The 23,217-nt window shown below is 40.1% G+C and carries 22 protein-coding genes; 8 read left to right on the top strand and 14 right to left on the bottom strand.

All coding sequences use genetic code 11. From position 1 onward, the window contains the following. Window positions 1-12: 12 nt before the first annotated feature. On the bottom strand, window positions 13-1,125 hold the full coding sequence (locus tag WFN33_RS16605) for an amidase (protein WP_336954102.1): 1,113 nt from the start codon (window positions 1,123-1,125) through the stop codon (window positions 13-15). Between the two features lie 147 nt (window positions 1,126-1,272). On the opposite strand from WFN33_RS16605, the gene WFN33_RS16610 reads away from it, so the two are divergent. Continuing rightward, entirely contained in the window at window positions 1,273-1,740 is a 468-nt protein-coding gene (locus tag WFN33_RS16610) for a MarR family winged helix-turn-helix transcriptional regulator (RefSeq protein WP_004721604.1), read from the top strand. A gap of 54 nt (window positions 1,741-1,794) precedes the next feature. Here the strand turns inward: WFN33_RS16610 and WFN33_RS16615 are convergent, their stop codons facing one another. The 4 genes from WFN33_RS16615 to WFN33_RS16630 form a co-directional block, all read right to left on the bottom strand. Next, complete coding sequence (locus tag WFN33_RS16615; RefSeq protein ID WP_336954103.1) at window positions 1,795-2,790, bottom strand: 3-hydroxybutyryl-CoA dehydrogenase; 996 nt, start codon at window positions 2,788-2,790, stop codon at window positions 1,795-1,797. A 1-nt stretch (window position 2,791) separates the two neighbouring features. After that, a complete protein-coding gene (locus WFN33_RS16620) occupies window positions 2,792-3,898 on the bottom strand; it encodes an NAD/NADP-dependent octopine/nopaline dehydrogenase family protein (RefSeq protein ID WP_336954170.1) in 1,107 nt (368 codons plus the stop codon). An 83-nt stretch (window positions 3,899-3,981) separates the two neighbouring features. After that, the gene (locus WFN33_RS16625) at window positions 3,982-4,983 is read right to left on the bottom strand and encodes an AraC family transcriptional regulator (RefSeq protein WP_336954104.1); all 1,002 of its coding nucleotides are present in this window, start codon (window positions 4,981-4,983) and stop codon (window positions 3,982-3,984) included. A 90-nt stretch (window positions 4,984-5,073) separates the two neighbouring features. After that, window positions 5,074-6,417, bottom strand: a complete 1,344-nt coding sequence (locus tag WFN33_RS16630; RefSeq protein ID WP_004721612.1) for a spinster family MFS transporter — start codon at window positions 6,415-6,417, stop codon at window positions 5,074-5,076. Window positions 6,418-6,780: 363 nt separating this feature from the next. Here WFN33_RS16630 and WFN33_RS16635 point away from each other — a divergent pair, with 363 nt between their 5' ends. The 5 genes from WFN33_RS16635 (at window position 6,781) to WFN33_RS16655 (ending at window position 12,185) form a co-directional block, all read left to right on the top strand. Continuing rightward, the gene (locus tag WFN33_RS16635; protein ID WP_336954105.1) at window positions 6,781-7,173 is read left to right on the top strand and encodes a DUF4440 domain-containing protein; all 393 of its coding nucleotides are present in this window, start codon (window positions 6,781-6,783) and stop codon (window positions 7,171-7,173) included. A 419-nt stretch (window positions 7,174-7,592) separates the two neighbouring features. After that, entirely contained in the window at window positions 7,593-9,008 is a 1,416-nt protein-coding gene (antA, locus tag WFN33_RS16640; RefSeq protein ID WP_336954106.1) for an anthranilate 1,2-dioxygenase large subunit, read from the top strand. Between the two features lie 2 nt (window positions 9,009-9,010). After that, entirely contained in the window at window positions 9,011-9,502 is a 492-nt protein-coding gene (gene antB, locus WFN33_RS16645) for an anthranilate 1,2-dioxygenase small subunit (RefSeq protein WP_336954107.1), read from the top strand. 11 nt (window positions 9,503-9,513) lie between these two features. Beyond that, complete coding sequence (gene antC, locus WFN33_RS16650; RefSeq protein ID WP_336954109.1) at window positions 9,514-10,545, top strand: anthranilate 1,2-dioxygenase electron transfer component AntC; 1,032 nt, start codon at window positions 9,514-9,516, stop codon at window positions 10,543-10,545. Between the two features lie 581 nt (window positions 10,546-11,126). Beyond that, complete coding sequence (locus WFN33_RS16655; RefSeq protein WP_336954110.1) at window positions 11,127-12,185, top strand: AraC family transcriptional regulator; 1,059 nt, start codon at window positions 11,127-11,129, stop codon at window positions 12,183-12,185. 116 nt (window positions 12,186-12,301) lie between these two features. Here WFN33_RS16655 and WFN33_RS16660 read toward each other — a convergent pair whose 3' ends face one another. From WFN33_RS16660 to WFN33_RS16680, 5 genes are read right to left on the bottom strand one after another with little or no spacing between them, the layout of a single operon-like run. Beyond that, window positions 12,302-13,249 (bottom strand): SphA family protein, encoded by a 948-nt coding sequence (locus WFN33_RS16660; protein WP_336954111.1) that lies wholly within the window; start codon window positions 13,247-13,249, stop codon window positions 12,302-12,304. 50 nt (window positions 13,250-13,299) lie between these two features. Continuing rightward, window positions 13,300-13,836 carry a flavin reductase family protein gene (locus WFN33_RS16665; protein ID WP_442892811.1) on the bottom strand — a complete coding sequence of 179 codons (537 nt, stop codon included), beginning with the start codon at window positions 13,834-13,836 and terminating at the stop codon, window positions 13,300-13,302. Between the two features lie 28 nt (window positions 13,837-13,864). Then, window positions 13,865-15,103: a styrene monooxygenase/indole monooxygenase family protein gene (locus tag WFN33_RS16670; RefSeq protein ID WP_336954112.1), complete on the bottom strand. Its 1,239-nt coding sequence runs from the start codon at window positions 15,101-15,103 to the stop codon at window positions 13,865-13,867. 55 nt (window positions 15,104-15,158) lie between these two features. Next, window positions 15,159-15,950: an SDR family oxidoreductase gene (locus tag WFN33_RS16675; protein WP_336954113.1), complete on the bottom strand. Its 792-nt coding sequence runs from the start codon at window positions 15,948-15,950 to the stop codon at window positions 15,159-15,161. 17 nt (window positions 15,951-15,967) lie between these two features. Then, the gene (locus tag WFN33_RS16680; protein WP_336954115.1) at window positions 15,968-17,215 is read right to left on the bottom strand and encodes a dienelactone hydrolase family protein; all 1,248 of its coding nucleotides are present in this window, start codon (window positions 17,213-17,215) and stop codon (window positions 15,968-15,970) included. A 597-nt stretch (window positions 17,216-17,812) separates the two neighbouring features. Between WFN33_RS16680 and WFN33_RS16685 the strand changes: the two genes are divergently transcribed. Beyond that, window positions 17,813-18,511 (top strand): DUF1826 domain-containing protein, encoded by a 699-nt coding sequence (locus tag WFN33_RS16685; RefSeq protein ID WP_336954173.1) that lies wholly within the window; start codon window positions 17,813-17,815, stop codon window positions 18,509-18,511. A gap of 205 nt (window positions 18,512-18,716) precedes the next feature. Here the strand turns inward: WFN33_RS16685 and WFN33_RS16690 are convergent, their stop codons facing one another. Continuing rightward, window positions 18,717-19,703, bottom strand: coding sequence for an AraC family transcriptional regulator (locus WFN33_RS16690; protein WP_336954116.1), 987 nt, complete (start codon window positions 19,701-19,703; stop codon window positions 18,717-18,719). Window positions 19,704-20,069: 366 nt separating this feature from the next. Here WFN33_RS16690 and WFN33_RS16695 point away from each other — a divergent pair, with 366 nt between their 5' ends. Continuing rightward, window positions 20,070-20,987: a LysR family transcriptional regulator gene (locus tag WFN33_RS16695; protein ID WP_336954118.1), complete on the top strand. Its 918-nt coding sequence runs from the start codon at window positions 20,070-20,072 to the stop codon at window positions 20,985-20,987. A gap of 60 nt (window positions 20,988-21,047) precedes the next feature. Here the strand turns inward: WFN33_RS16695 and madM are convergent, their stop codons facing one another. From madM to mdcH, 3 genes are read right to left on the bottom strand one after another with little or no spacing between them, the layout of a single operon-like run. After that, window positions 21,048-21,812, bottom strand: a complete 765-nt coding sequence (gene madM, locus WFN33_RS16700) for a malonate transporter subunit MadM (protein WP_336954119.1) — start codon at window positions 21,810-21,812, stop codon at window positions 21,048-21,050. Beyond that, window positions 21,805-22,221 carry a malonate transporter subunit MadL gene (gene madL / locus WFN33_RS16705; RefSeq protein ID WP_336954121.1) on the bottom strand — a complete coding sequence of 139 codons (417 nt, stop codon included), beginning with the start codon at window positions 22,219-22,221 and terminating at the stop codon, window positions 21,805-21,807. Before madL ends, madM begins: the two co-directional genes overlap by 8 nt. A 55-nt stretch (window positions 22,222-22,276) precedes the next feature. Further along, window positions 22,277-23,209 (bottom strand): malonate decarboxylase subunit epsilon, encoded by a 933-nt coding sequence (mdcH, locus tag WFN33_RS16710; protein WP_336954123.1) that lies wholly within the window; start codon window positions 23,207-23,209, stop codon window positions 22,277-22,279. Window positions 23,210-23,217 lie beyond the last annotated feature (8 nt).

The raw sequence follows: 23,217 nt of genomic DNA on the forward strand, positions 1-23,217 counted from the left end.
ACTCCTTGTCATTTATTGCGCTGCATCCACGATATATTTCGCAATTGCACAGACCAGCTCATCCGAATTTCGTTTCGCCACGATTTGTAAACCCACTGGTTGCCCTTCGCTGGTTTTGAGCGGTATTGAAATTGCCGGATGTCCAGATAAATTGAATGGACGCACCAATGAAGTTAAGTTCAACAGTGCGATCATATGTTCTGCATCGATTAATTTGGGTGGGATTTGCGGAAGGGTTGGCAGTAACACAGCATCATATTTTTCCAATAAGTCATCAATTTCATTGATAAATTGTGCTTTGACCGCTTCCGCCTCTTTTACTTGTTGCGCCGTGGTTTGCGCAGATTTGAGCAAGCGAGCATGGATATCGTCACCCAATAAACCGGTTTTGGTTAACTCACCATACGCCTGCCAATTTTCATAATTAATGATCTGCATCCCTGCATCATAAGCAGCCTCAAACCATTCAGATTTCACTGGTGTAGCTGACAGATTCGCCTGAGCAAGAAAAAGCTGAATACAGTTCAATACCGTTGGATTTGCATTTACCTCAAGCCAAGCCAGTTTCGGCGTATGCGCTAATTTTTCCAAAGCATGAAAGCTTGGATCAATTATCTGCATTGCGGTTTCAATCATTGCAACCGAAGCGGCAAATGGTCCCACGCAATCCAACGAACTCATGGCTGGATGTATCCCTTGACGACTGACGCGATTGAATGTCGGCTTAAAACCATACACCCCACAACATGCCGCTGGCATACGAATTGAACCACCAGTATCGGTCCCTAAAGTAAAATCAGCCAGCCCTGCGGCTACGGCAGCAGCAGACCCACTCGATGAACCACCTGGAATTAGATCAGGATATTGAGGATTGATTGCAGTGCCAAAAACAGGATTGATCCCGGTAATTCCAAAAGCCAACTCATGTAGATTGGTTTTTGCGGTAATTTGGCAATCCGCTGCCAAAATACGCTCTACCACTTCTGCATTTTTTGTTGCAGAAGGCTTATCCATCAAGGCTTTGCTCCCGATCATGGTCTTTAGACCTTGAATATCAATGGAATCTTTCACCATGACTTTTAAAGCACCGCGTCCTATTTGTACGTCTTGTACAACAATATTCATTCACTTTTCCATGTATTTTTGTACTTAATACCAATATCGGAAAAAGTAATGTAATTGTCAAGATGTTTTTATCAGAAAGAGCAAAGATTTTTTCTTTAATTTTTGTATAATGATGAATATTCATCTTTATAAAGTTATCACTTTGCTATGCTTACTCATTTAGAACAATTTCTACCTAATAATGAACCTAGCAGCTTACAAAGCTATCCTTTCTTTTGGATTTCTCAAGTGAATGGTAAATACACACAACTTATTGAAAAATCAATAAAAAAATTAGGTATCGACAATACACGTCGTAAAATCATTTTAAGTACCAATGCTTTGCAACAAGCCAGTATTACCGAAATTGCCAACCTCTCTACCCTTAAATTGACCACAGCAACTAAAGCCATTTATCGCTTGGTTGAAGATGATATTGTGCAGGTTTTTTCGTCAGAGTCTGATGAACGTATTTCGATGGTCAAGCTCACAGACAAAGGCAAAGAACTGGTAGAGCAGATCAATCAAATCAGCCAAGTGACTTTATCTGGGATTTTAAATGCCTTTGAAGATGAAGAATTGCATCAGTTAAATGCACAGTTGAAAAAGCTATTCAATTTGATGCCATCAAGCTAAAAGCTGTAAATAAACGCCCATTAGCTCAATGCAATGGGCGAATTGTTCGGTTCATCACATTGCGGACTGTAAAATATTGAACGATGGTTTTAAATTACTTTTTTCAATTCGATCTGAAAAGGTGCGTAAGACATCTTGTTTATATTGATGAATATCCACATCCGCATAATTATAAAAGCCCTGCTTTTCACGAAGGCCATTACGCTGCTGCCGCATATTTTCCGCAATAATTTCAGGTGTACAAAAACGCTCACCCAGCTCTTTTTGCAAATATTGCGAGGCATAATATAAAATATCGCCACCGCCCCAATCAATAAACTCCAATAAGCCTAAAACAGAAAAACGCAAACCAAAACCAGTACGAATAGCAATATCAATATCTTCTGCCGAAGCGACTCCATCTTCAACCATACGTGCCGCTTCATTCATTGCCAAGGCCTGAATCCTTGGCACGATATAGCCCGCCTTGGCATTACAAACCACAGGTACCTTACCAATCGCCTGTAGAAATTGCTTAAGCTGAGTCAACACCTCATTTGAGGTCTGGTCAGAACGGCTTAACTCCACCAAAGGCATGAGATAAGCAGGATTTAGCCAATGTGCATTGACTACTCGCTCAGGATGCGAAATCATTTGCGCAATATCCGTCACTAAAAATGTGGAGGTGGTCGAAGCCACAATACACTGCTGTGAAAGATATTGATCCAGCCAAGCAAAAATTTCTTGTTTGGCTTGTTTTACTTCTGGTACAGCCTCAAGGATCAACGCACAGCTTGGCAATATGCCTGTAGCAGCTTGTTTAGATAAAATCGCAATCTTATCCAAAACAAAAACTTGCTGCTCCGCTTGAATAAACTGAATTTTCTCAAGCAACTGTAACTCTTGCTGTAAATCAGCACGAATTTGAGTTTGATATTGTTCAAATTCAGCTTCACTACGTTGTTTTGCATCAATCAAATCAACGTTTAGTCCTGCATAAGCAAAAGCAATCGCAATGGCTTTGCCCATACGCCCAGCACCGAGCACCGCAATTTTTTCGATCATCTGCATTTTAGACTCCTTGTTGCAAAATCGCTTGCAGTTCTGCTGGGTTTTTATCCGCAAGACCTAAACGCTCAAAAGTACGTCCTTGTTGATATAAATCCTTACCCGTGACCGCTGACGCGATATTCAACAATCCTTCAGCAACAGGGGTTGCAACACCTGCCCAACGTCCCACAGAAACTAAAAAAGATAATCCTAAACGAGTGTCTTCTAACATATAGCGATGTGAATCTAAGTCAATATCCTCACGCCAGTCACCGCTGTCGGTTAATTTTCCATGTGCCCCACGTCCATACATCCATTCATCACCCTCACCTTCATGATTATAATGATCCGCCAAAGGAAAATGTGGTGCGGCATATCCCAATGCTTCACGCAGTTGCATTCGTTCCGCATCGAGTTGATTGGTGACACGACGAATTGAGGGTTGAGTACCTTCGTTATGAATATCCCACGCTTCAAAATGTTCAAGTGGACCCGCATTCATCAAAATTAAAGGTGGATGAATAATAGGTCCAGCATTCATCAATGCACCACTTAAGCTGTCCTCAACGGGTTCAACGCTAGGATAAGCCTGCTTAAGCACTTGAAATGCCTGTTGTGACAATACGCTTGGAAATACGCCTGTGGGTAACCGGGTCGCATAACCACTAATCACAATTTGATTCACCCCATGTTTACGCACCAAATAAGGCAAAGTCCCCGTTTCTGCAAATGCCACTTGCGCAGTGTTGCCTGCTTGTTGCATCGCCTTGGCAAAGATAAAACTACCAAATGTCGCTGGTGGCAAGTACACCACTTGCCCTGCTTTAAAAAATGGCGCTGCTTGACGAGCTAAATCATCATGTGTGGTCGCAGGTAATGGAATAATAATCAACTCAGCATGTTCCATGGCGCTTTGCAAATCATCAGACAAATTAATCTGACTCTTTTCAAAACCCACCGTCACAGTTCGATCGCCCTGATAATCCTTAATCTTTAATTGCCCAGTGGCAGCAAGTTGTTGTAAAGCATCTGAATCACGGCGCCATAACAGCACCTCATGCCCTTTTTCAGCCATTTCTGCCGCAGCTGCATAACATCCATGGCCGCCACCTAAAACTGTAATTTTCATCATTGCTCTTCCTGATTTATTTCAATTCATCATAGAAGCGCAATAACCTGCTGGCTTATCCAAACACGCAACACCTGTTCGGGTTACGAAAGCATTGTACTCATTTGAACAGGACTCATTTTTAAAGTTTTAGAGGGCAAACACCCATAGCGTTTTTTATACAGCGTAGAAAAATGCCCTAAACTTTGAAAGCCATGACGCAACACAATATCCGTCACTGTTTCATTGGTTTGAGCATGCTGTAAAGCCAAATGTACCCGTTCAAGTCGCTGATCACGGATATACTCGACTGGGGTTTGTTGTAAATACTGACTAAAGCCTTTTTGCAATGTGCGGATCGACACCTCACAACACTGACTTAAATCCGCTAATGAAATCGGTTGTTCTAAATGATTCTGAATATATTTTTGTGCTTTTTTTAAATAGCCAGGCAAAATATACTGTCTTTGTAAATTAAGCTGGTCACTATAGTTATTTGGAATCTTTAATAAAATCAGTTCAATTAAATACTGGGTAAAACTTGCTGAGATAAAGCTCCAATTTTGAATATGATAATAGGCATGGCACAAATAATTGAGGGTTTCAATAATCGAGTCTATGCCTTCCTCGGTACAGGACAGACTCATATCAAAGATAACCGGTTCATGACTGGTATGCCCCAACATTTTAAACAATTGGGTTTCTACATCATGTTGAGCAAGTTTTAAAATAATATTTCGGCAATGCTGATTGGTCTGGATTTGCTGTTGAGTATGTGGATGCGTAATTGACATAATCCCGACTGACTGTAGCACCTGTTGGTCTTCTATACCGACTTTACATTGGCCTTCCAGTGTCAATCGAAATAAATAAAAATCAGAAACCTCATCAATGGTGATTATCACAGGAGCACTATATTTAAGATCATACAAGGCACAATTTCCAAAGCGAAAACCATTTAAACGGGTATTTAGCGGTTCACGCACTTCCACCTCAAAACGATGAGGGCTTAAATAATAACTGACCTGATCTTTAATGGTTTGATAATCATCCGATTTAAACAATAGCAGTTCATCCAGATAATCCAATTTGAAAAACTGTTCCATTCTTTCACTTCCTGATTATGGATTGACCAAACAAGTCACGAAGCCCATTACAAAGAATGGGCGTTGTGACTGATTGAGAACACCATTGAATTAAGAGGCATGTTCCTGCTGCATACTGGCACTAAATGCCTTACAGCCCTTTTTCAATAAGATAAATGCCAACACACATGAAATCGTACCCACGATAGACAAAGACATCCCCACCATCAGTGGATTTTCAAAGATTTTATCTGTAATCAATGCCACCAACGTGGTACCGATTCCAACTGCAACCAAATTACTGATCAGCAAAAATACAGCTGAGATTTGTGCACGCAACTGATTCGGTGCCAGCATTTGCATTGCTGTAGTTGAAATTGGCATTGGGAAAGAGGCAAAAAACATGGCAGGGACCAGAAATACCACAGAAAGCCACAGCTCATTGACTTGGGTAAAGACCATAATTGGTAAAATTAATCCCACAATTCCAATCACACCGGTAATCATTGGTGCGTCCTTACGTCCTTTTTGAATAAACCAGTCATTGAGCCAGCCTGCACAGAATACGCCAAGAATATTTGCCACCAATAACACCGTGCCTAGCATATAGCCTGCTTCTGTTGGTGTAAGGCCAAACTTACGCATGTAAAATGCTGGTGACCAACTAATCAAGCAATACAGCGCCATTGCATAGAAAGTAAAACCTAAATAATGGCAAGTAAAAGTACGACTATGTTTTTTGATAAACTTAAACGCATCTTTCATATTGGTCTTTTCAACTTGACCTTGTGCATTTAAACGCTGACCTTTGCGTTGCGGTTCTCTCACCGTAAGCAACACCAGTAAGCCAATAAACACCCCAGGTAAGCCTACGATAATAAATGCAGCTTGCCATGCTCTTAATGCACCAAATAAAGGAACCTGAATGGTGTCCATATTTTTAAGCAAGCCAATCACATAACCACCGACCAGAAAAGCAATCCCTCCACCGACAAATGAACCAATTGAATATACTGCAACAGCACGGCCTAATTTGTCTTTACTGAACATATCACTAAACATTGAATACGCTGCTGGAGATAAAGCAGCTTCGCCCACTCCAACCCCCATACGGCTTAAAAACAGTTGAATAAAGTTTTTACTTAAGCCACAAAATGCAGTTGCAATGCTCCAAAACACTACCCCGACTGCAATAATTTTTGGTCGAGAAAATCGGTCTGCCAAATAGGCCAGTGGCAACCCCATAAAGGCGTAAAACAGTGAAAAGGCGAGACCATGCAATAGACTAAACTGGGTGTCTGACAATCCTAGATCAGCCTTAATTGGTTCAATCATCAATGCCAGTATTTGCCGATCTATAAATGAAAATATATAAGCCAACATGCAAAGTGAAACAACATACCATGCATATGTATTTGAATGAGAGCCTGTTGACTCTGGTGAATGAGTATCCATTTTTCTTCCTTGTCCATGCATTTTTATGATTGGTATCTTTAAGAAGATGTCGCGTATTTAAAGAAATATCCATTTCCTATCCACCTTCTTGATAAAAGCTTAACCCACTATAGTTATTTTTACATGGAATTTTCCATGTTATTTTAAGTATATAGTTATACCTTTTACTTCACAATGCTCAACTTGAACAAATTTATTTTATTTAAATTATTATATATCAATAAGATAATATATTTTACAAATTGGAAATTATTTTTTGGAAGGTTCTTGAAACATACGTTAAAAATTTAATTTTAAAATAATATTGAATTTTACATTTATTTTTACATAATATAGAAAATACACCTCTCATAGGAAATGGATATGCCGCTGTCAAAACAAGATGCAATTGAAAGTATACATAGCATGCACGTACTGATTGAACGTATTTTTAACGGGAAACATACAGAACAAGATCTTCCCCTACTTATTGAATATTTTTCCGATCATTTTGAGATGGTCGGTGCAGCTGGAAAGCGCTTGTCCTTAGCCGATGTCAAAGGTCTGTTTAGCAATAATCAGGGCAAGATGCCAGATCTACAGATCGAAATTTATGATGAACAAATTTTGATGCAAACTGAACAAAGCATTGTTCTCACCTATACTGAAAAACATACCAAGGAATCAGGAGTTCTAGTTCGACGTTCATGTGCGCTTATTGAAGAAATTAAAGGAAAAATGCAGTGGAGCTATTTACAGGAAACTTTTTTACCTTAAATAATTGTCAGTCATAATAACTTCATTTTTCAATGCAACGCTTTAAGTTCAATAAGATATCAATTTAGAATATAAATGATCGAGTTGCGACTTAAAGCTTAGACACTGCTTTTAGCAAATACTTTGTCTGTTTTCATCCCCATCATTAAAAATTTTACTTAAAAACAAAATTACGGTGAAGTCCAATTCAAAATAGTCGCAAACATAGACGAATTGTCAACAGACCCTATTTATTTCAAAAGTATGCATCTTGTTATGTATAAAACAGATTGAAAAATCCTGTCGCAATCTCCTCCACAAAAATGTATCCAAACATTTAATCTGCATAAAGTGGATAAACACATGGAAAATCTGGATAGAGCCCTTCTTTAAATCGCGGTTCAATCAAACAAAGGACTGATTGAATAGAGGAAGAGCCCATGACTGCACGTAACCTCGCCGAATGGCAAAATTTTGTACACAGCTGTATCGATTTTCGACCAAATGATGGTGTTTATCGAATAGCTCGCGATATGTTTACCGAACCAGAACTATTTGATCTCGAAATGGAACTCATTTTTGAAAAGGTCTGGATTTATGCTTGCCATGAAAGTGAAATTGCCAATAACAATGATTTCATTACAGTACAGATTGGCCGACAACCAATCATTATCAGCCGTGATGGTAAAGGCGAACTACATGCCATGGTCAATGCCTGTGAGCATCGTGGTGCAACCTTGACCCGTGTGGCCAAAGGCAATCAGTCTGTATTCACCTGCCCGTTTCATGCTTGGTGTTATAAGTCGGATGGGCGTTTGGTTAAGGTCAAAGCGCCAAATGAATATTGTGAAGATTTTGATAAATCCAGCCGTGGTTTAAAACAAGGCCGTATTGCCAGCTATCGTGGATTTGTTTTTGTCAGTCTGGATACTCAGGCCACAGATTCACTGGAAGACTTTTTAGGTGATACTAAAGTGTTCCTTGACTTGATGGTTGATCAATCACCAACAGGTGAGCTTGAAGTATTACAAGGTAAATCTGCTTATACTTTTGCAGGTAACTGGAAACTACAAAATGAAAATGGTCTGGATGGCTATCATGTTAGTACCGTGCATTATAACTATGTTTCCACCGTTCAACATCGCCAGCAAGTTAACGCAGCCAATGGCAGTGAACTTGACACACTTGATTATAGTAAATTAGGTGCGGGTGATGCCGAAACGGATGATGGTTGGTTTAGCTTTAAAAATGGACATAGTGTGCTGTTTAGTGATATGCCAAATCCAGCGGTACGTCCTGGTTATGATGTGGTGATGCCTTATCTGCTGGAAAGGTTTGGGGAAAAGCGCGCTAAATGGGCCATGCACCGTTTACGTAACCTCAACCTTTATCCAAGCCTGTTCTTTATGGATCAGATCAGTTCACAACTGCGTATTGTCCGTCCTGTGGCATGGAATAAAACCGAAGTCATCAGCCAATGTATTGGTGTCAAAGGTGAATCAGCGGAGGCACGTCGAAACCGTATTCGTCAGTTTGAAGACTTTTTCAATGTATCAGGACTGGGTACGCCAGATGATCTAGTGGAATTCCGCGAACAACAAAGAGGCTTTCAGGGTCGTTTAGAACGCTGGAGTGATATCTCACGCGGTTATCACCAATGGAATTATGGCCCATCACAAAATTCACAAGATCTTGGTATTGAACCCGTGATCACAGGGCGTGAATTTACTCATGAAGGGCTATATGTCAACCAGCATGGTCACTGGCAACGCCTGCTCCTCAATGGGCTCAATAAAAAAGCACTTAAGATGCAAGAAGTCACTTTTTTAAATCAATCTGTTATGGATGAGGTGTAACCATGTCTCTAGAACTTCATTTTGCAGTGTCTCAATTCCTGTATAAAAAGGCAGAACTGTGTGATCGCTATGATTGGGATGCTTACCTCGAACTCTATGATGAAGACAGCGAATATCATATCCCACAATGGATTGATGACCATCACTACGTTCAAGATCCCAATCAAGGCTTGTCCTATATTTATTACCCCGATCGTTCAGGACTTGAAGATCGTGTGTTCCGTATCCGCACTGGAAAAGCAGCTTCTGCAATGCCTTTACCGCGCACTCAACATAATATTCACAATGTACAAGTAAAGACTCAGGAAGATGGTTTGGTTGAGGCAAAGGTAAGTTGGCGCACGCTTTATAATCGTCAGGGCCTTGAAGGATGCTTTTATGGTCATGCCACTTATTTGCTCCGTCCAACTGAAGATAGCTTCCGTATTCGTCGTCAACACAGCGTATTGCTTAATGACAAGATAGATTCGGTTCTCGATTTCTATCACGTCTAAGGAGAAATACAATGAGTCATTCTGTTGCACTCAACTTTGCCGATGGTAGAACATTTTTTATCGCGGTACAGGAAGACGAATTACTGTTGGATGCAGCGGTTCGTCAAGGAATCCACCTCCCGCTCGACTGCCGCGAAGGTGTTTGTGGAACCTGTCAGGGAAAATGTGAAACGGGTATTTATGAACAAGAATATGTCGATGAGGATGCATTAAGCGAACGTGATTTGGCTGAACGTAAAATGCTAGCTTGCCAAACACGGGTTAAGTCTAATGCCGCTTTTTATTTCGATCATAGTTCTGAAATCTGTAATGCGGGTGAAACTTTAAAAATTACCACGGTGGTTACTGCTGTTGAATTGGTTTCAGAAACCACCGCGATCTTGCATCTGGATGCCAGTAGTTTTGACAAAGAACTGAATTTCTTACCGGGTCAATACGCACATTTACAAATTCCAGAGACTGACGATTGGCGTTCTTATTCATTTGCCAATCGTCCCAATGCCAACAATCAACTTCAGTTTTTAATTCGTCTGCTGCCAGATGGTGTAATGAGTAATTATCTCAGAGAACGTTGTCAGATCGGACAAAGTCTGATGATGGAAGCACCTTTAGGTAGTTTTTACCTACGTGAAGCTGAACGCCCTCTGATCTTTATTGCAGGTGGTACAGGCTTATCGGCTTTTTTAGGTATGCTCGATAATATTGCCGATCAACCAAATCAACCCTCAGTGCAACTCTATTATGGCGTCAATGCAGAAGCCGATCTATGTGAACAAAAGCGTTTGATCGCCTATGCAGAAAAGATCAAAGACTTTAGTTATCATCCGATCATTTCAAGCGCCTCAGAACGATGGCAAGGAAAATCAGGCTATATCCATCAACATCTGGATAAACAACAACTTCAACAACAACGCTTCGACATGTACTTATGTGGCCCGCCACCGATGATCGAAGCCGTTAAATCTTGGCTAGATGAGCAATCTATCGAAGATTGTTCGATTTACAGTGAGAAATTCTTACAGAGCAATACGGTTAGAACTTAGTTTTAACAACAAAATGCGTGTCATATCTTAAGATATGACACCAACTCACAGCAGGGTTAAGCTCAAGATGATTCTAATCTTAATTGGGCAAAAAAACTTATTAAATAGCGAGATCATAGAATGATTTATTGATGGAATTTGGATATTTTTTCTACGTGGCCTGAATATTTCAGTTTGGTGATATCCTGATATTTAAAATAATATGAGGATTTTTAATATAATTATATTATTCAATGAGTTAAATCAATAAAAACAACCAAAAACAAATTGATCATTTTAGTCAGATTTGCTATACATAGAGATAGATCTTAAGGAATAGGATCATATAAAGAGTACAAAGCATGATCAATGCTATCCTTTATTTTTTTAAAAATACTATGACGTTTTTATTGATTTGATCACGCCAAACTAGACTAAAAATATGTTGTATCGAGGTATTTTACTTGGTCTATTTTTTGCTTAACTCTTTATATCACTGCCAGCCACTTAAAGTTTTAAGTATTGTTTAGTGCATTTTTAATCAGGTCATCATGTGACATAAAGATTAGCTGTAATAAACAAGCCAGCCAAAAGGAATATTTATGAGTCAGGTCGATCCTACTATGGAATTCAATGGACGTCATTTACAGCAATGCCCCATTTTTTCATCACAAAACTTAGTCTTTCACCATCAAGACTTGGGCGAAACCTGCAAAAGTGTTGGGCAAATCTTCAAACCACATCTATTAAAAATCGTACAACAGCAACATGATTTTCACTCATCCATGCACCATCTTAAAGCAGGACGATTATCCATCAGTCGTCTTGAATACAGTGCCGATGTCTATATTGAACCTGACCATTTAGAAAAATTTTATCTGATTCAAATCCCAACACAGGGATATGCAGAAATTGAAATGAATCAACAAAAATTTATTTCTTATCCGCAAGTTGCCTCTCTAATTTCACCCGAACAATCGCTAAAAATGCGCTGGCATGCCAACTCCCCACAGCTGATTCTCAAAATTGATAAAGATGACCTTTTACAGCACTGCCGCCAGCATCTTCCAGACGCACAGCAGCACCCTCCTATTTTTGAACCCAAGCTTGATCTTTCTACCCAAGGCGGTGCTTATTTTTTCCAATTGATGCGTACATTGATGGATGCACTTGCTTGTGAACAACATCCCTTACATCACCCAATGGCATTTAAGCAGTTTGAATCCAGTCTATTCAATGCCCTGATTTACGGCCAAGCAAACAGCTTATTGCATCAAATCGATCAGTACAGAGAAAAAGCCATTTCACCTTATTTTGTCAAACGTACTGAAGCCTATATGCGTGAAAATCTACACGCAAATTTAACCATTGAACAATTGGCTGAACAGGCAGGCGTAAGCGTACGTACATTATTTGCAGGATTTAAAAGCTTTTTAAACACCACTCCAATGTCATACTTAAAAGAATTGCGTTTTGAACAAGCGCATATGGAACTCCTACAAAATGAGCATGTCTCAGTCACAGATGTCGCGTTTAAATGGGGCTTTAGTCATCTTGGGCGTTTTTCTCAGGAATATAAACGTCGTTATGGTGAATTACCCTCTTGTACACGCCGTAGCACCCTTGAACAGCAAGATCTCAGGTTTAAGCCATATTCTTAAGCAACCGATGAGATTTAGTTAAAGAGATTTTATTGAATATAAAAAGTTAAAAACCTATTTAGACATATCTAAATAGGTCAAGTATATCTGTCAGGATATTGCCATAGCGTTTCACATCAGAAGTGATGAATATAACGTAATTGCAAACGAGTTCCTTCAGGACGATTTTTTGCATCCTGTTCAAAATAGGCATTTGTCACGATATGATCATGTTTAGAAAAGCTATACATCGCCCCCGGTCCAATCGCCCACACTTGTTCACGTGTGCCTGTTAATTTTTCACCCTCTACTTCCGTGTCAGTAATTTGCTTGAGCCAGTAACCATTGATCCCTAAGCGTAATTGTGGTGTAAGCGCATAGTCTGTTGCAAAATTGGCATGGATTGCTTGCCCTGCCTGAATATCATCTGCAAGACCGAAGCTATAATTTGGATCATCATTTTTAAAATTGTACAAATAGTGCAGACGTGTAGAAACCGTCCACTTTGGATTAAACCAATAAGTTGCTGCCCAGTATGGATCAAATGAGACAGCATTATTGCCCGGATTAATATTTTTATTCTGATCATATTTCCCTGTCGGTAAATTGACCTGAAATTCAAAACGTTGTACAAATTTAGGACCATCTTTGCCCATGACTGGGTCAAACTGGATAAATGGCCCAATCATCAGATCACCAAAACCCCCTTGGGCTTTAATCGCAGCATTATTTAAACCATCCTCCATATCCATTTTGCTGACAAATGGAATCAGTAAATTCAATCCTAACGATGCGTGTTCACCTACACGCACATCGGACAGATAACTAACTTGTTCAACAATGACTTGAAAATTTAAGTCGGTCTTGGGTAAAGCTAACCGATGAGCTTGATTGTCTTTTAACTTGTTCGAATCATAATTTTGCAGATAAGTTTGAGAATACCATCCCGGCCCAGCAGGCAGTCCACCATCCAGAAAACTGGTCATGCCCAGATTCACCGTCGGCAAGTCATATGCCTGTGCTGCAACCGCTGTTAAGACCACTGTTCCAGCAAGAAAACCTCTTTTGATCACATTATTTTTCATTTTCGATCCCCGAAAAAAATCACGATCAAAATTGATCGTGATTGTTGCTGTTAAATACTCAGTTCTGGATGTGCTGCAACAATACGATACTTGCCCGCATGAAACACCAAAGGCTCAGCAATACGATGTTGATAATGTTCAATCTGACCAATAAAAATCAGATGATCCCCCCCTTCATATTGATTTACGTTTTTACATACCAATGTTGCCAATACATCTTCTAGTAACGGTAAACCGCGCTCACACTCACGATGTGCAATGTTGGCAAACTTATCCTCTGAACCACGGGCAAAATGCCCTGAAAGTGAGTGATGTTCTTGTGCCAGCATATGAATTGCAAAATATTCGGCCTCAGTAAAATCTAATAAACTTGGTGCAGTCTTTGACAAACTCCATAAAATCAGCGGAGGATCGAGTGATAGTGAAGAAAACGAGTTGGCTGTCATCCCAACTTTTCGTCCATCTCGTCCACGGGTTGTAATCACCGTAACCCCTGTAGCGAACTGCCCTAACAGGTTGCGGATTTCTCTTGGATTTTCCGTATCAATCGGTTTTAAATCCAGTTCCTGCGATGTGTTGATATTCATAACATTCACCTTTGACTTTGCTTCCCTGTTAAGCCACTTTTTGACAGCTTTTCGATTCGATAAAACGCTGCGCCTGTTCTGGATCAAACCACCATGGGGCAAAATTGCGTGGATTATCAAAATTATTGGCAATACTCGAAGCAATGGCATGGTTCTGCTCAGCCGCCACCAAAAGCTCAATCATGTGCGGTTGTGGTGGCAACAATAAACTGTTGGTCCAAGCCACGACTTTTTCGGCATATGCCCAATAACGTTCAAATGTCTGTTGCATCCATTCATCTGTAAATGTTTGATTGTCATGCGCTAAAATGGCATCGAAATAAATTTTGCTACACTTGGCGGCATTGTTTGAACCTTGCCCAGTGATTGGGTCGTTCACCACTAACGCATCGGCCATACCAAAAACTTTACGACCAGATGGCAGGGTTAATATCGGTTTACGCACTCCCGGTGGAAAACGTCCAGACAGATAGCCACCAGCGTCGGTTAATTCAATATTTTCACAACGTGCTGCTTCCCAAGGCACATATTTGTTTAAAATATCTTTACTCATTTGCAAATGCTGTTCTGGTGTTTTTGCATCTTGCCAGCAATCCATCGGCCCACCGGGAATGCCTTCAAACACCATAATTTCACAAGCACCTGTAACTGTAAGCGCAGGAAAACAGAAATATTCACCCACTTCTGGAATTACGTTAAAAGTCACACGTGAATACGGCGACATTTGCTTCATACCTGTCACATAGGTCAAGGCAAGCGCGCGTTGTGGCTTATCAAAACAACTACGCGCTTCATCACGCTCGAACTGTTTAACTACTTCCCCCTTACCTGCGGCCAGTAAGACCAGCTCATATTCAGCAGTGAGCTGTTCCAGTTCCTCTATCCCAACATCTTGAATAATCAACTGACCACCACGATGCTCAAACATTTCCATCCAGTACGGCATCTTGACGCGCTGATCTACCGATTGTGCATAACGCTCCAATCGCGCACTCCATGCAAAGGCAGGCTGTTTTGTTTCTGGGTTGACCAGTGTAAATCCAATCCCTTCCACCGCTGGACATTGCTCTTCCCAAAAATTAAGTCCAACATCACGCTCTGTTTGCAAGGCTGTGTGAAACATACACTGACTTGACATGACTTTGCCCTGACGAATTTCATCACCAGTACGGTTGGTGACAATCGTCACCTCATAACCTGTGTCTAATAATCCTAAACCGAGCTGCAATCCAGATTGACCAGCTCCTACTATAGCGATACGACGCATCATGGTTCTCCCATATTTTTTAATTCATTGAGTGTTTTAAATGTTTGATTTGCTATCACGCGTCATCGGCTAAACGTGGAATAGCAGGTTGATTCCCTTCAGGCCCCATAACGGAGTAACCACCATCGACGGAATAATCTGCGCCTGTCACAAAACTTGCGGCTGGCGAGAGTAAAAACAGCACCACATTGGCCACTTCTTCGGGATGACCTAGACGTCCCAGCAAGTGGTAGTCAGCTGCTACGGCATCAGCTTTGCTTCGGTTATTGCCACTGACTTCAGCAATCACCCGTGACCATGTCCAACCAGGTGATACCGAATTAACCCGAACCCCATCTGCTGCAAAATCCATCGCCATGGACTGGGTAAGTTGTCGCATCGCTGCTTTTGAAACGGGATAAAGCCAGCGCCCTGTTTGCGCAAATTTGGCGGAGATCGAGGTGAAATTGACAATCGCACCATGCTTGGTTTTTAAATCTTGATAAAACGCACGGGTCAGTTCGACTGCTGAAAGCAGATTAATATTCAATGCTTGTAGCCAGTCTTCACGTGAGGATTTAAAGCCATCATCCAGATAGGTACAGGCCAGATTGACCAAATAATCAACTTTGCCAAAGCTGTCGTGAATTGTTTTTACTGCGTTTACAATCGCCACATCACTGCTTAAATCAGTTTGAATAAATTGCGCCTGCCCATGCATGGCATCCGCCACTTGCTGCCCTTGTTGGTCAATATCCAGAATAATGACTTTTGCGCCTGCATCGACCAATGCTTGAACCACGGCCTGACCAATCAGGGTGGCGCCACCACTGACCACAGCGATTTTCTGATTCAATTGAATATCCATATTCCACTCCTAGATAGTTAAAACGATTTGCCTTCGCTGCTTGACCAAGATGGCATGAGGGTATTGGATGGCAAATCTTCATCCAGTAGTTTTTGAGCAGTTTCTACACCAGCAACAGGTAGCCCTTTAGGATTGAGTAATCCAATTTGAACCAGAACGGATGCCTGATCCCAGTAGATATGTTCATGGCATAGTTTTGGGCCACGGAACTGGATCACACCCAGCATAGGAATCTCAACATACTTTTCTGTTGGCGCGACACCCGGCAGTAACCAGTCAATTTCACTGTCATGGGTAAAACTCATAATGAATTCATCCACCACCTGTGTTGAACCAACAGTGCGTGAGATCGACGTGATCTTCATATCTTTAGGATTTTGATGAACGAAGTGATATTGATAGAAGCGGGCAAGTTGGCTATATCCCACACCACCTGTCAATGTTGGAATATGATTGACATAGGGTTGCGCCACCATGGTTGCCATAGTGGCAGGTACATCGCGTGTATCAAATTCATAACGGATATGCGCTTCCCAAAGTGCAACCAAATCATAAACTGGTCCGATACTTTGATGCAGTGCGGTAATACTGCGTTCATGAGCAAAACGTGCGGAGGGTTTGTGATAATGTTCGCTATTTGGTCGGGCAAAGGCATGATCTACACCCTCATAGACATAAGCCTGAACATTGCTATATTGGGCGGTAGCATCCAGAATCTTTTGGCGTGCCTCTGGCGGTGTAAACTTGTCTAATGCAGCAATATGTAAAACTACTCGCCCTTTGGCATTTTCAAGTTCATCGAGTGTCTTCTCGATTCCTACCCCGTAATAACCCACAGCACAGGCCACTTCAGGAATACGACAACCTGCCAGATACGCCAGTTTTCCACCCAGACAATATCCCACGACACCTAAGCCTGCACTGGCATCGCAACTCTCTAAAGTTTTGAGAAAATTCAAGCTATCTTGAATATCTTCGACACCTTGATCTTCATCATAGTGTTGATAAAGCTCGAAGGCTTTTTGAAAATCTTGCTCGGTATAACCCAGTTCAATGCGGGGTGCAGTACGCCAGAATAAATCTGGAACCAATACGGTATAGCCTTCCTCAGCCAAAAAATCAGCCTTGATACGCATTGCTGCATTCACACCAAAAATTTCCTGACACAGTACAATTCCAGGCCCTTTTCCGCCTTCTGCACTTGCCAAATACCCAGCAAATGACTTCCCTGTTTGTGTTTTTACTTCAATATATTGACCTGACATTTCATCCATTCCAGACCTAACCGTTAGCGTTATCATGTCTGTGAAAGGTATTTAACGTCTGTCCAAAATCTGCGAGGATTATCCAATCAGTGCGGAATACTATGAAAGATGCAAATTCATTGCATAAAATTTATTTTAGAAATCATTAGATCTTTTTCATAAATCAAAAAATGAGCATATTGAGCGAATCGTTTTGATATTGAAATTACCTTTGGGCTGAGACGAGGATGAGAGGGCTTTTATGTTGAATTATGGTTTTAATAAGGACTTATGATAGAAGCTGATTGTCACTTTTTATAAATATCTTGTCATCTACTATTCTGAACAACATTATCTTAAACAAGATTTTGCTCACCAGATCAGAAAGCCATAGTTAAATAAATAAATCTGCAATTTTGCAAAACTTCTCAATAGAACTCATTATTAAAACCATCTCACTTAGCAATACATTGCAACAATACCCTGTTGTTCAGTAAGCTATGTCTAACGCTACATGTAATGCACGCTTCTGTGTGATTCGTCCCAACTTCTATAAAGCTGATTCTACCAAGCTGAGTGAATATATTAGACATGGTTTCTGATTTATTAAATTCTAATATGCAGCCTGCATTTTCTGACAACAATCAAGTTCGTGTAGTAACGACTTTTTCAGAACTTATAAATACGACATTTCAAGGCGAGATAAATGCTATTTGTTGGAACAGAGATTTGCTGGGTAATTTTAAAGAAATTGTGTCTAAACTTGAATTAAAAGAAAATATTACCGAAGTTTCTACTGAAGATCTTTTAGCATTACAACTTTCAGAAAAAGGCATTCTAGCAAGAGATATCATCTTAAGGGATATACAGCTTCTAACTGATTTCGGCGCATCGCCTTCACTGAATTTACTTAAACATTATGAACAGGACCAAGATCTGGATTTCATTTCTACAGATGTGTATTCGTTTCATGTTGATCGTTCGCCCATTGAAACAGATACTTTTTTATGTACCTATCATGGCACTGCCAGTGACATCATCTCCAATGATCAAGTAGAACAAAAGATTTTAATTCCAGAAATCAGGGAAAAGCTTAAAGCATTACATGACGGTCCTGAAGCAGAATTTGAAACCTTTCTGCAAGAGTATTTTTTTGATCTGCATTACCAGCCAAAACCCGACTCAGAACCTGTAAACTTAGGATCAGGACATCTTTGGCGCTTAGCAGTAGATCATCCAACACAACAGGTTTTACCTTGCGTTCATCGAGCGCCCATTGAAAAGGATGGCGAGTATAGGTTGTTGTTAATTTGTTAGATCAGCATCTGATCTATAGAGAAAAATTGCTTCTCGATATGACAAGTTTAAAAAGAATGATTAAAGCACCAGTTTGTAAAGAATGCTGATTAATTCCATTTTAAAATAATCAACGACTCGTACTTTAAGTAAGAGATTAAAGTAGTTTATTAGCGCTTTTAAATTTTGGATAAAATCAGTTTAAAAGCACGAATATATTAACAAATTATATTTTTACTCGATTCTTAGTTTCACTTGGATTCTCTCCAAATTCTTCACGATATTCATGTGAAAAACGGCCCAAGTGATTAAATCCCCAATCAAAAGCTAATTTTGAAATGGAGATATGTTTATCCATAGAGGTACTTAAAGTCTTATAAACTTGTTGTAAACGATATCTACGTAAAAAAGTCAAAGGACTTGTTCCATAATACTGTTGAAATTCAGCATATAATTTAGACTTTGATACGCCAGCTAATCTTAGCAGATCTTCTGCACGAATCTCTTCATGGGCATACTTCTGAATATAGTCGCACACCTTACGTAAGTATTCTGGCGCTTGTTGATCAGATAAGGATCTTAACAAGCTCGAATAATTATTTTCTTGCGAGAGTAATAAAGCTTTAATCAGGAAATTTTCATAATCCTCTGACCAAAGTTGTAAGCCCTGCATACTTTTGTATTGAGATCGAAGCAACAAAAAATGATCAATATTTTGCCACCACATCCCGATCCCCTGATCAATATTCAAACTCATTTCAGGATTGAAAACCACGGGCTCTTCAACAGACTGTCGTAGTAATTCGCCTAACACCTTCTGCATACTATTCTCAGGAATAACCACTTGATATTTTTTACAATCTTTATCAATCGCTAAATCTTGTAAATCTGCATTAGATAAAATTAGCCCTTTATCGGTACTAGAAATATAATTGGTACCATTTATGGCTAAAGTCTGCTTACCTTGGATCGGTAAACTAATACTATATGCTCTTAAATTAGACGTGTTAATGAGTACATTTGCGCCATAACTGACCTTACCGATTGCCATACGCTTGTGGGGTAATCGAATCCCTTCATAATGAAAATCTAAGACATTTCGACCACATGTATCTAAATGGTGCTCCCCACATATTGAGGACATTAAACTGTGTGCAAATTCTGCCTGACGGGAATAGTGATTTAGATCCATCTCTTGGCTTAGTGATAACATATTCTTTTCACCTAGCTAACACTCAATATTTGTTTTAATTAGCAAATTATGCGCCAATCTCTTTTATTTAAAATATTGAGTAGTATCCATTTATAAACAATGTACAAAATCAATTTTGTATCATTCTTTATAACAAATTTAATTGAGAACTTATATACTATTTGGGTATGTAATTTTCACGTAAAAGTACCCTTTGAATAGACTCCAAAATTCTAGACATATACAACTAAAAGGTGTCTAAAAAATCAGTGGGTATTCAGTGTTGTGGTTCCATCAGCATATAAATTTTTGTATTTTTGTCATAACCAAACACATCATTGACAATCAATTTTATCTATAATATTCAATAAAAAATGGATTTGTGAAATGAAAATTGATGAAGAGTTAACCTTAAAAAAAATCCAGATATTTCTCGCTTTTATGCGTTGTGGTAGTTTATCTAAGACCGCTGCTGAAATGGACCTCAGTAATGTCAGTGTACACAAAGCCTTACATTCCTTAGAAAGTGCATTGCATTGCCCTCTGTTTAAAAATGAAGGGCGTCTACTTATTCCATTAAAAAGTGCCTATGTTTTACAAGAACACGCACAAAAAATTGTGCAAGATATTGTCATCACAGTAAATAAAACTCGTGAAGCAGCAGGCTTTGCTGCTAAAGTACTCAATCTAGGCTCGCTCTACTCGTTAACAGTCAATACTTTACCAAGTGTGATCAGTGGTTTAAAACTACGTCGCGGTGAACTGGATATTCAACTGTTATTAAGTTCTAATCGTGACTTGGTTAAAAAACTTAAGGCGACCGAACTGGATGCGATTATTGTTGCACTCAATGAGACGACGCAAGATCAAGTTTTTGAACATTTATCTATGTTTGAAGATGAAATTTTTTTAGCAGTCAATAAAAATTCAACTTATGCCCAATATCCAGAAATTGATTTAAGTCTTCTTAAAAATGAAACTTTTTTGACCTTAGCAAAAGGGTTTGCTACTCGCAGTGATAGTGATGTTATTTTTGAGAAAGCAGGAATTGACCCAAAAGTTTTCTTAGAAGTCAGTGATATATTCACCTTGATTAGTATGGTCAGCTCGGGGGTTGGGTTTGCTTTATTGCCAGGACGTATTTCTACCATTTATGAAAGTTCCGTCAAACTTATCCCACTACACACTTCTTATAAAATTAAGCAAGAGATTGGCTTGGTATTTTTAAAAAGTAAAGAACGTGATCCAAATTTACTGGCTCTGATCGCTGAATGCCGAATGTTTACCAAAAAGCTGCGACACTAAAAAATAAAGGCAGTTCACCTTGTCAGGAGAATTGCCTTTTTTAATTTTACACGGTGGATTTTAGCCGACCAGTAGTTTGACACATAAGTATAGAATTGTAGGTCCCATCAAACAACCTAATCCTGTATGAAAAGTTGCAGTTAATGCACCATATGGAACTAAACGGCGATCTGTTGCTGCCAAACCTGCGGATACACCACTCACAGTTCCTGCAAGGCCACCAAAAATCATAGCAGAACGAGGATTATCTAAGCCCATAAATTTGGCAGTCATTGGAGTAGACACCATCACACAAATTGCTTTAACCAAGCCTGTCGCAATAGATAAAGCCATCACTTCTGAACTTGCACCAATTGCAGCCCCCGTAACAGGACCAACAATATAAGTCACTGCACCTGCACCAATGGTAGTGATACTGACTGCATCACGATAACCAAATAACCATGCAAAAATACACCCTACGATAAATGGTAAAATCGTGCCTAAAAATAGTGCGAGGACACCAATAAAGCCTGCTTTCTTTGCTTCTGATGCTTGCACTTCAAATGCAGTCGCAACAATTGCAAAATCACGCAGCATTGCCCCCCCCATCAAACCAACACCTGCAAATAATGCAATATCGGTGATACCCTTTTGACCGCCTGTGACACTACCACCGACATAAGCCAGAATTAAACCAATCACAATTGCGATTGCAGATGCATGTACTCGCCCTTTGGTCAAATATTTAGAAAGCTTTGTAGAGAGCCACATAATCAATGCGACTAGAGCAAATGCAGTGACTAATCCAAGATGAGTTAAACCGCTTAAAATCGTTTCAGCCATGAGCTTTGCCTCCTAACTCTGCCAAATTAAACTCTTCTTCTTTTGGAAGAGGCTCACCTTTTTTATAATGACTCAGACCTGCAATTGTGAGGGTGCAAACGATAACAGTGGCGACGGCAGCAAAAATTGCCATATGCCCACTTGAAACTGCTGAAATCACATTTTGTTGTGCTGCCATTGCAACCACAATCGGGATATACATGGTTCCCCAAAATACCACCCCTTTTTCAGTTTCTATGGTCATTAGACCACGCTTATCCATCCATATACGAATAAAAATAAGTAAAATCATGGCAATACCAACACCACCAACATTAGATTTTACGCCAAATAATACGCCCAACATATCACCTACAACGACACCAACCAGTGTACAGAGTGCAAGCAAACCAACTCCATATATAATCATGATAAATTCCTTGTTTCCTTTGACATTTTTGTCCGTTCACTGCTTTAAATTTTGACTAAAACGTGTGAGCGCGTTCCTTTTGCATTTCAACGATTAACGTATCTAAACGTGTTCCTTGAAAAGACATGACGGTTCCATCTGTAAATATTTTTTTTGCCAAACCTGTCAGCACAGTTCCTGGCCATGCTTCGATTTGTAAGCGTACTCCTCTTTCCCATGCAGATTGAACGGTACTTTCCCAATCAATCATTCTGCTCATGTTAAATGTGATGTCATCGATAATTTGGTCCTGATGCACCAGTAGCCGTGCAGTCGTCCCACTTAAATAACGAATTTTTGGTGAACCTGTGCTGATTTTTTTAACCTCAGCATCAAGAGCTTCAGCTTGGTTCTTTAATAGCTCACAATGCGATGGGACTGCTACGTTCAGCTTTTTGCTCAACACACCCTTTTGGCGTGCGATGTCAGCGACATGTTGCATCGCAATGTCTACTCCTGAAATCACGATCTGGTTTACAGAGTTGATATTGGCAACAAATACATCTTGTTGATCTTGCTGCACCTCCTTTACCCACTCGCTTACACTGGCTTTATCCGCCCCAATCAATGCCATCATTCCATATCCTGTCGGATATGCGTCTTGCATTAGGGTTGCCCGGCGAGCAACCAGCTTTAGACCATCTTCAAAACTGAGTACTTCCGCAACTGTAGCTGCGGCCCATGCACCAATTGAGAGTCCAGCAACATAATCAGGTTTGAGTTGCTGTTCAGACAATAAATGTCCACTGACCACACCCGCGATATAAAGACAAAGTTGTACTGCATAAGTCGACTGTAAAGCTGCTTGCTGATCTAGAAGCAACACATCCTGACCCAAAATATCTGATGCACGCTCAAGATATTGATGCACCGACTTTATCTGAGGTAGGTCATGTAACATGTTAGGCTTTTGCGCACCTTGCCCCGGAAACACCCAAATCGAACTCATTGACTTGC

The organism is Acinetobacter sp. AS167 (genome assembly GCF_037152175.1).
In the GTDB taxonomy this organism is placed as follows: domain Bacteria; phylum Pseudomonadota; class Gammaproteobacteria; order Pseudomonadales; family Moraxellaceae; genus Acinetobacter.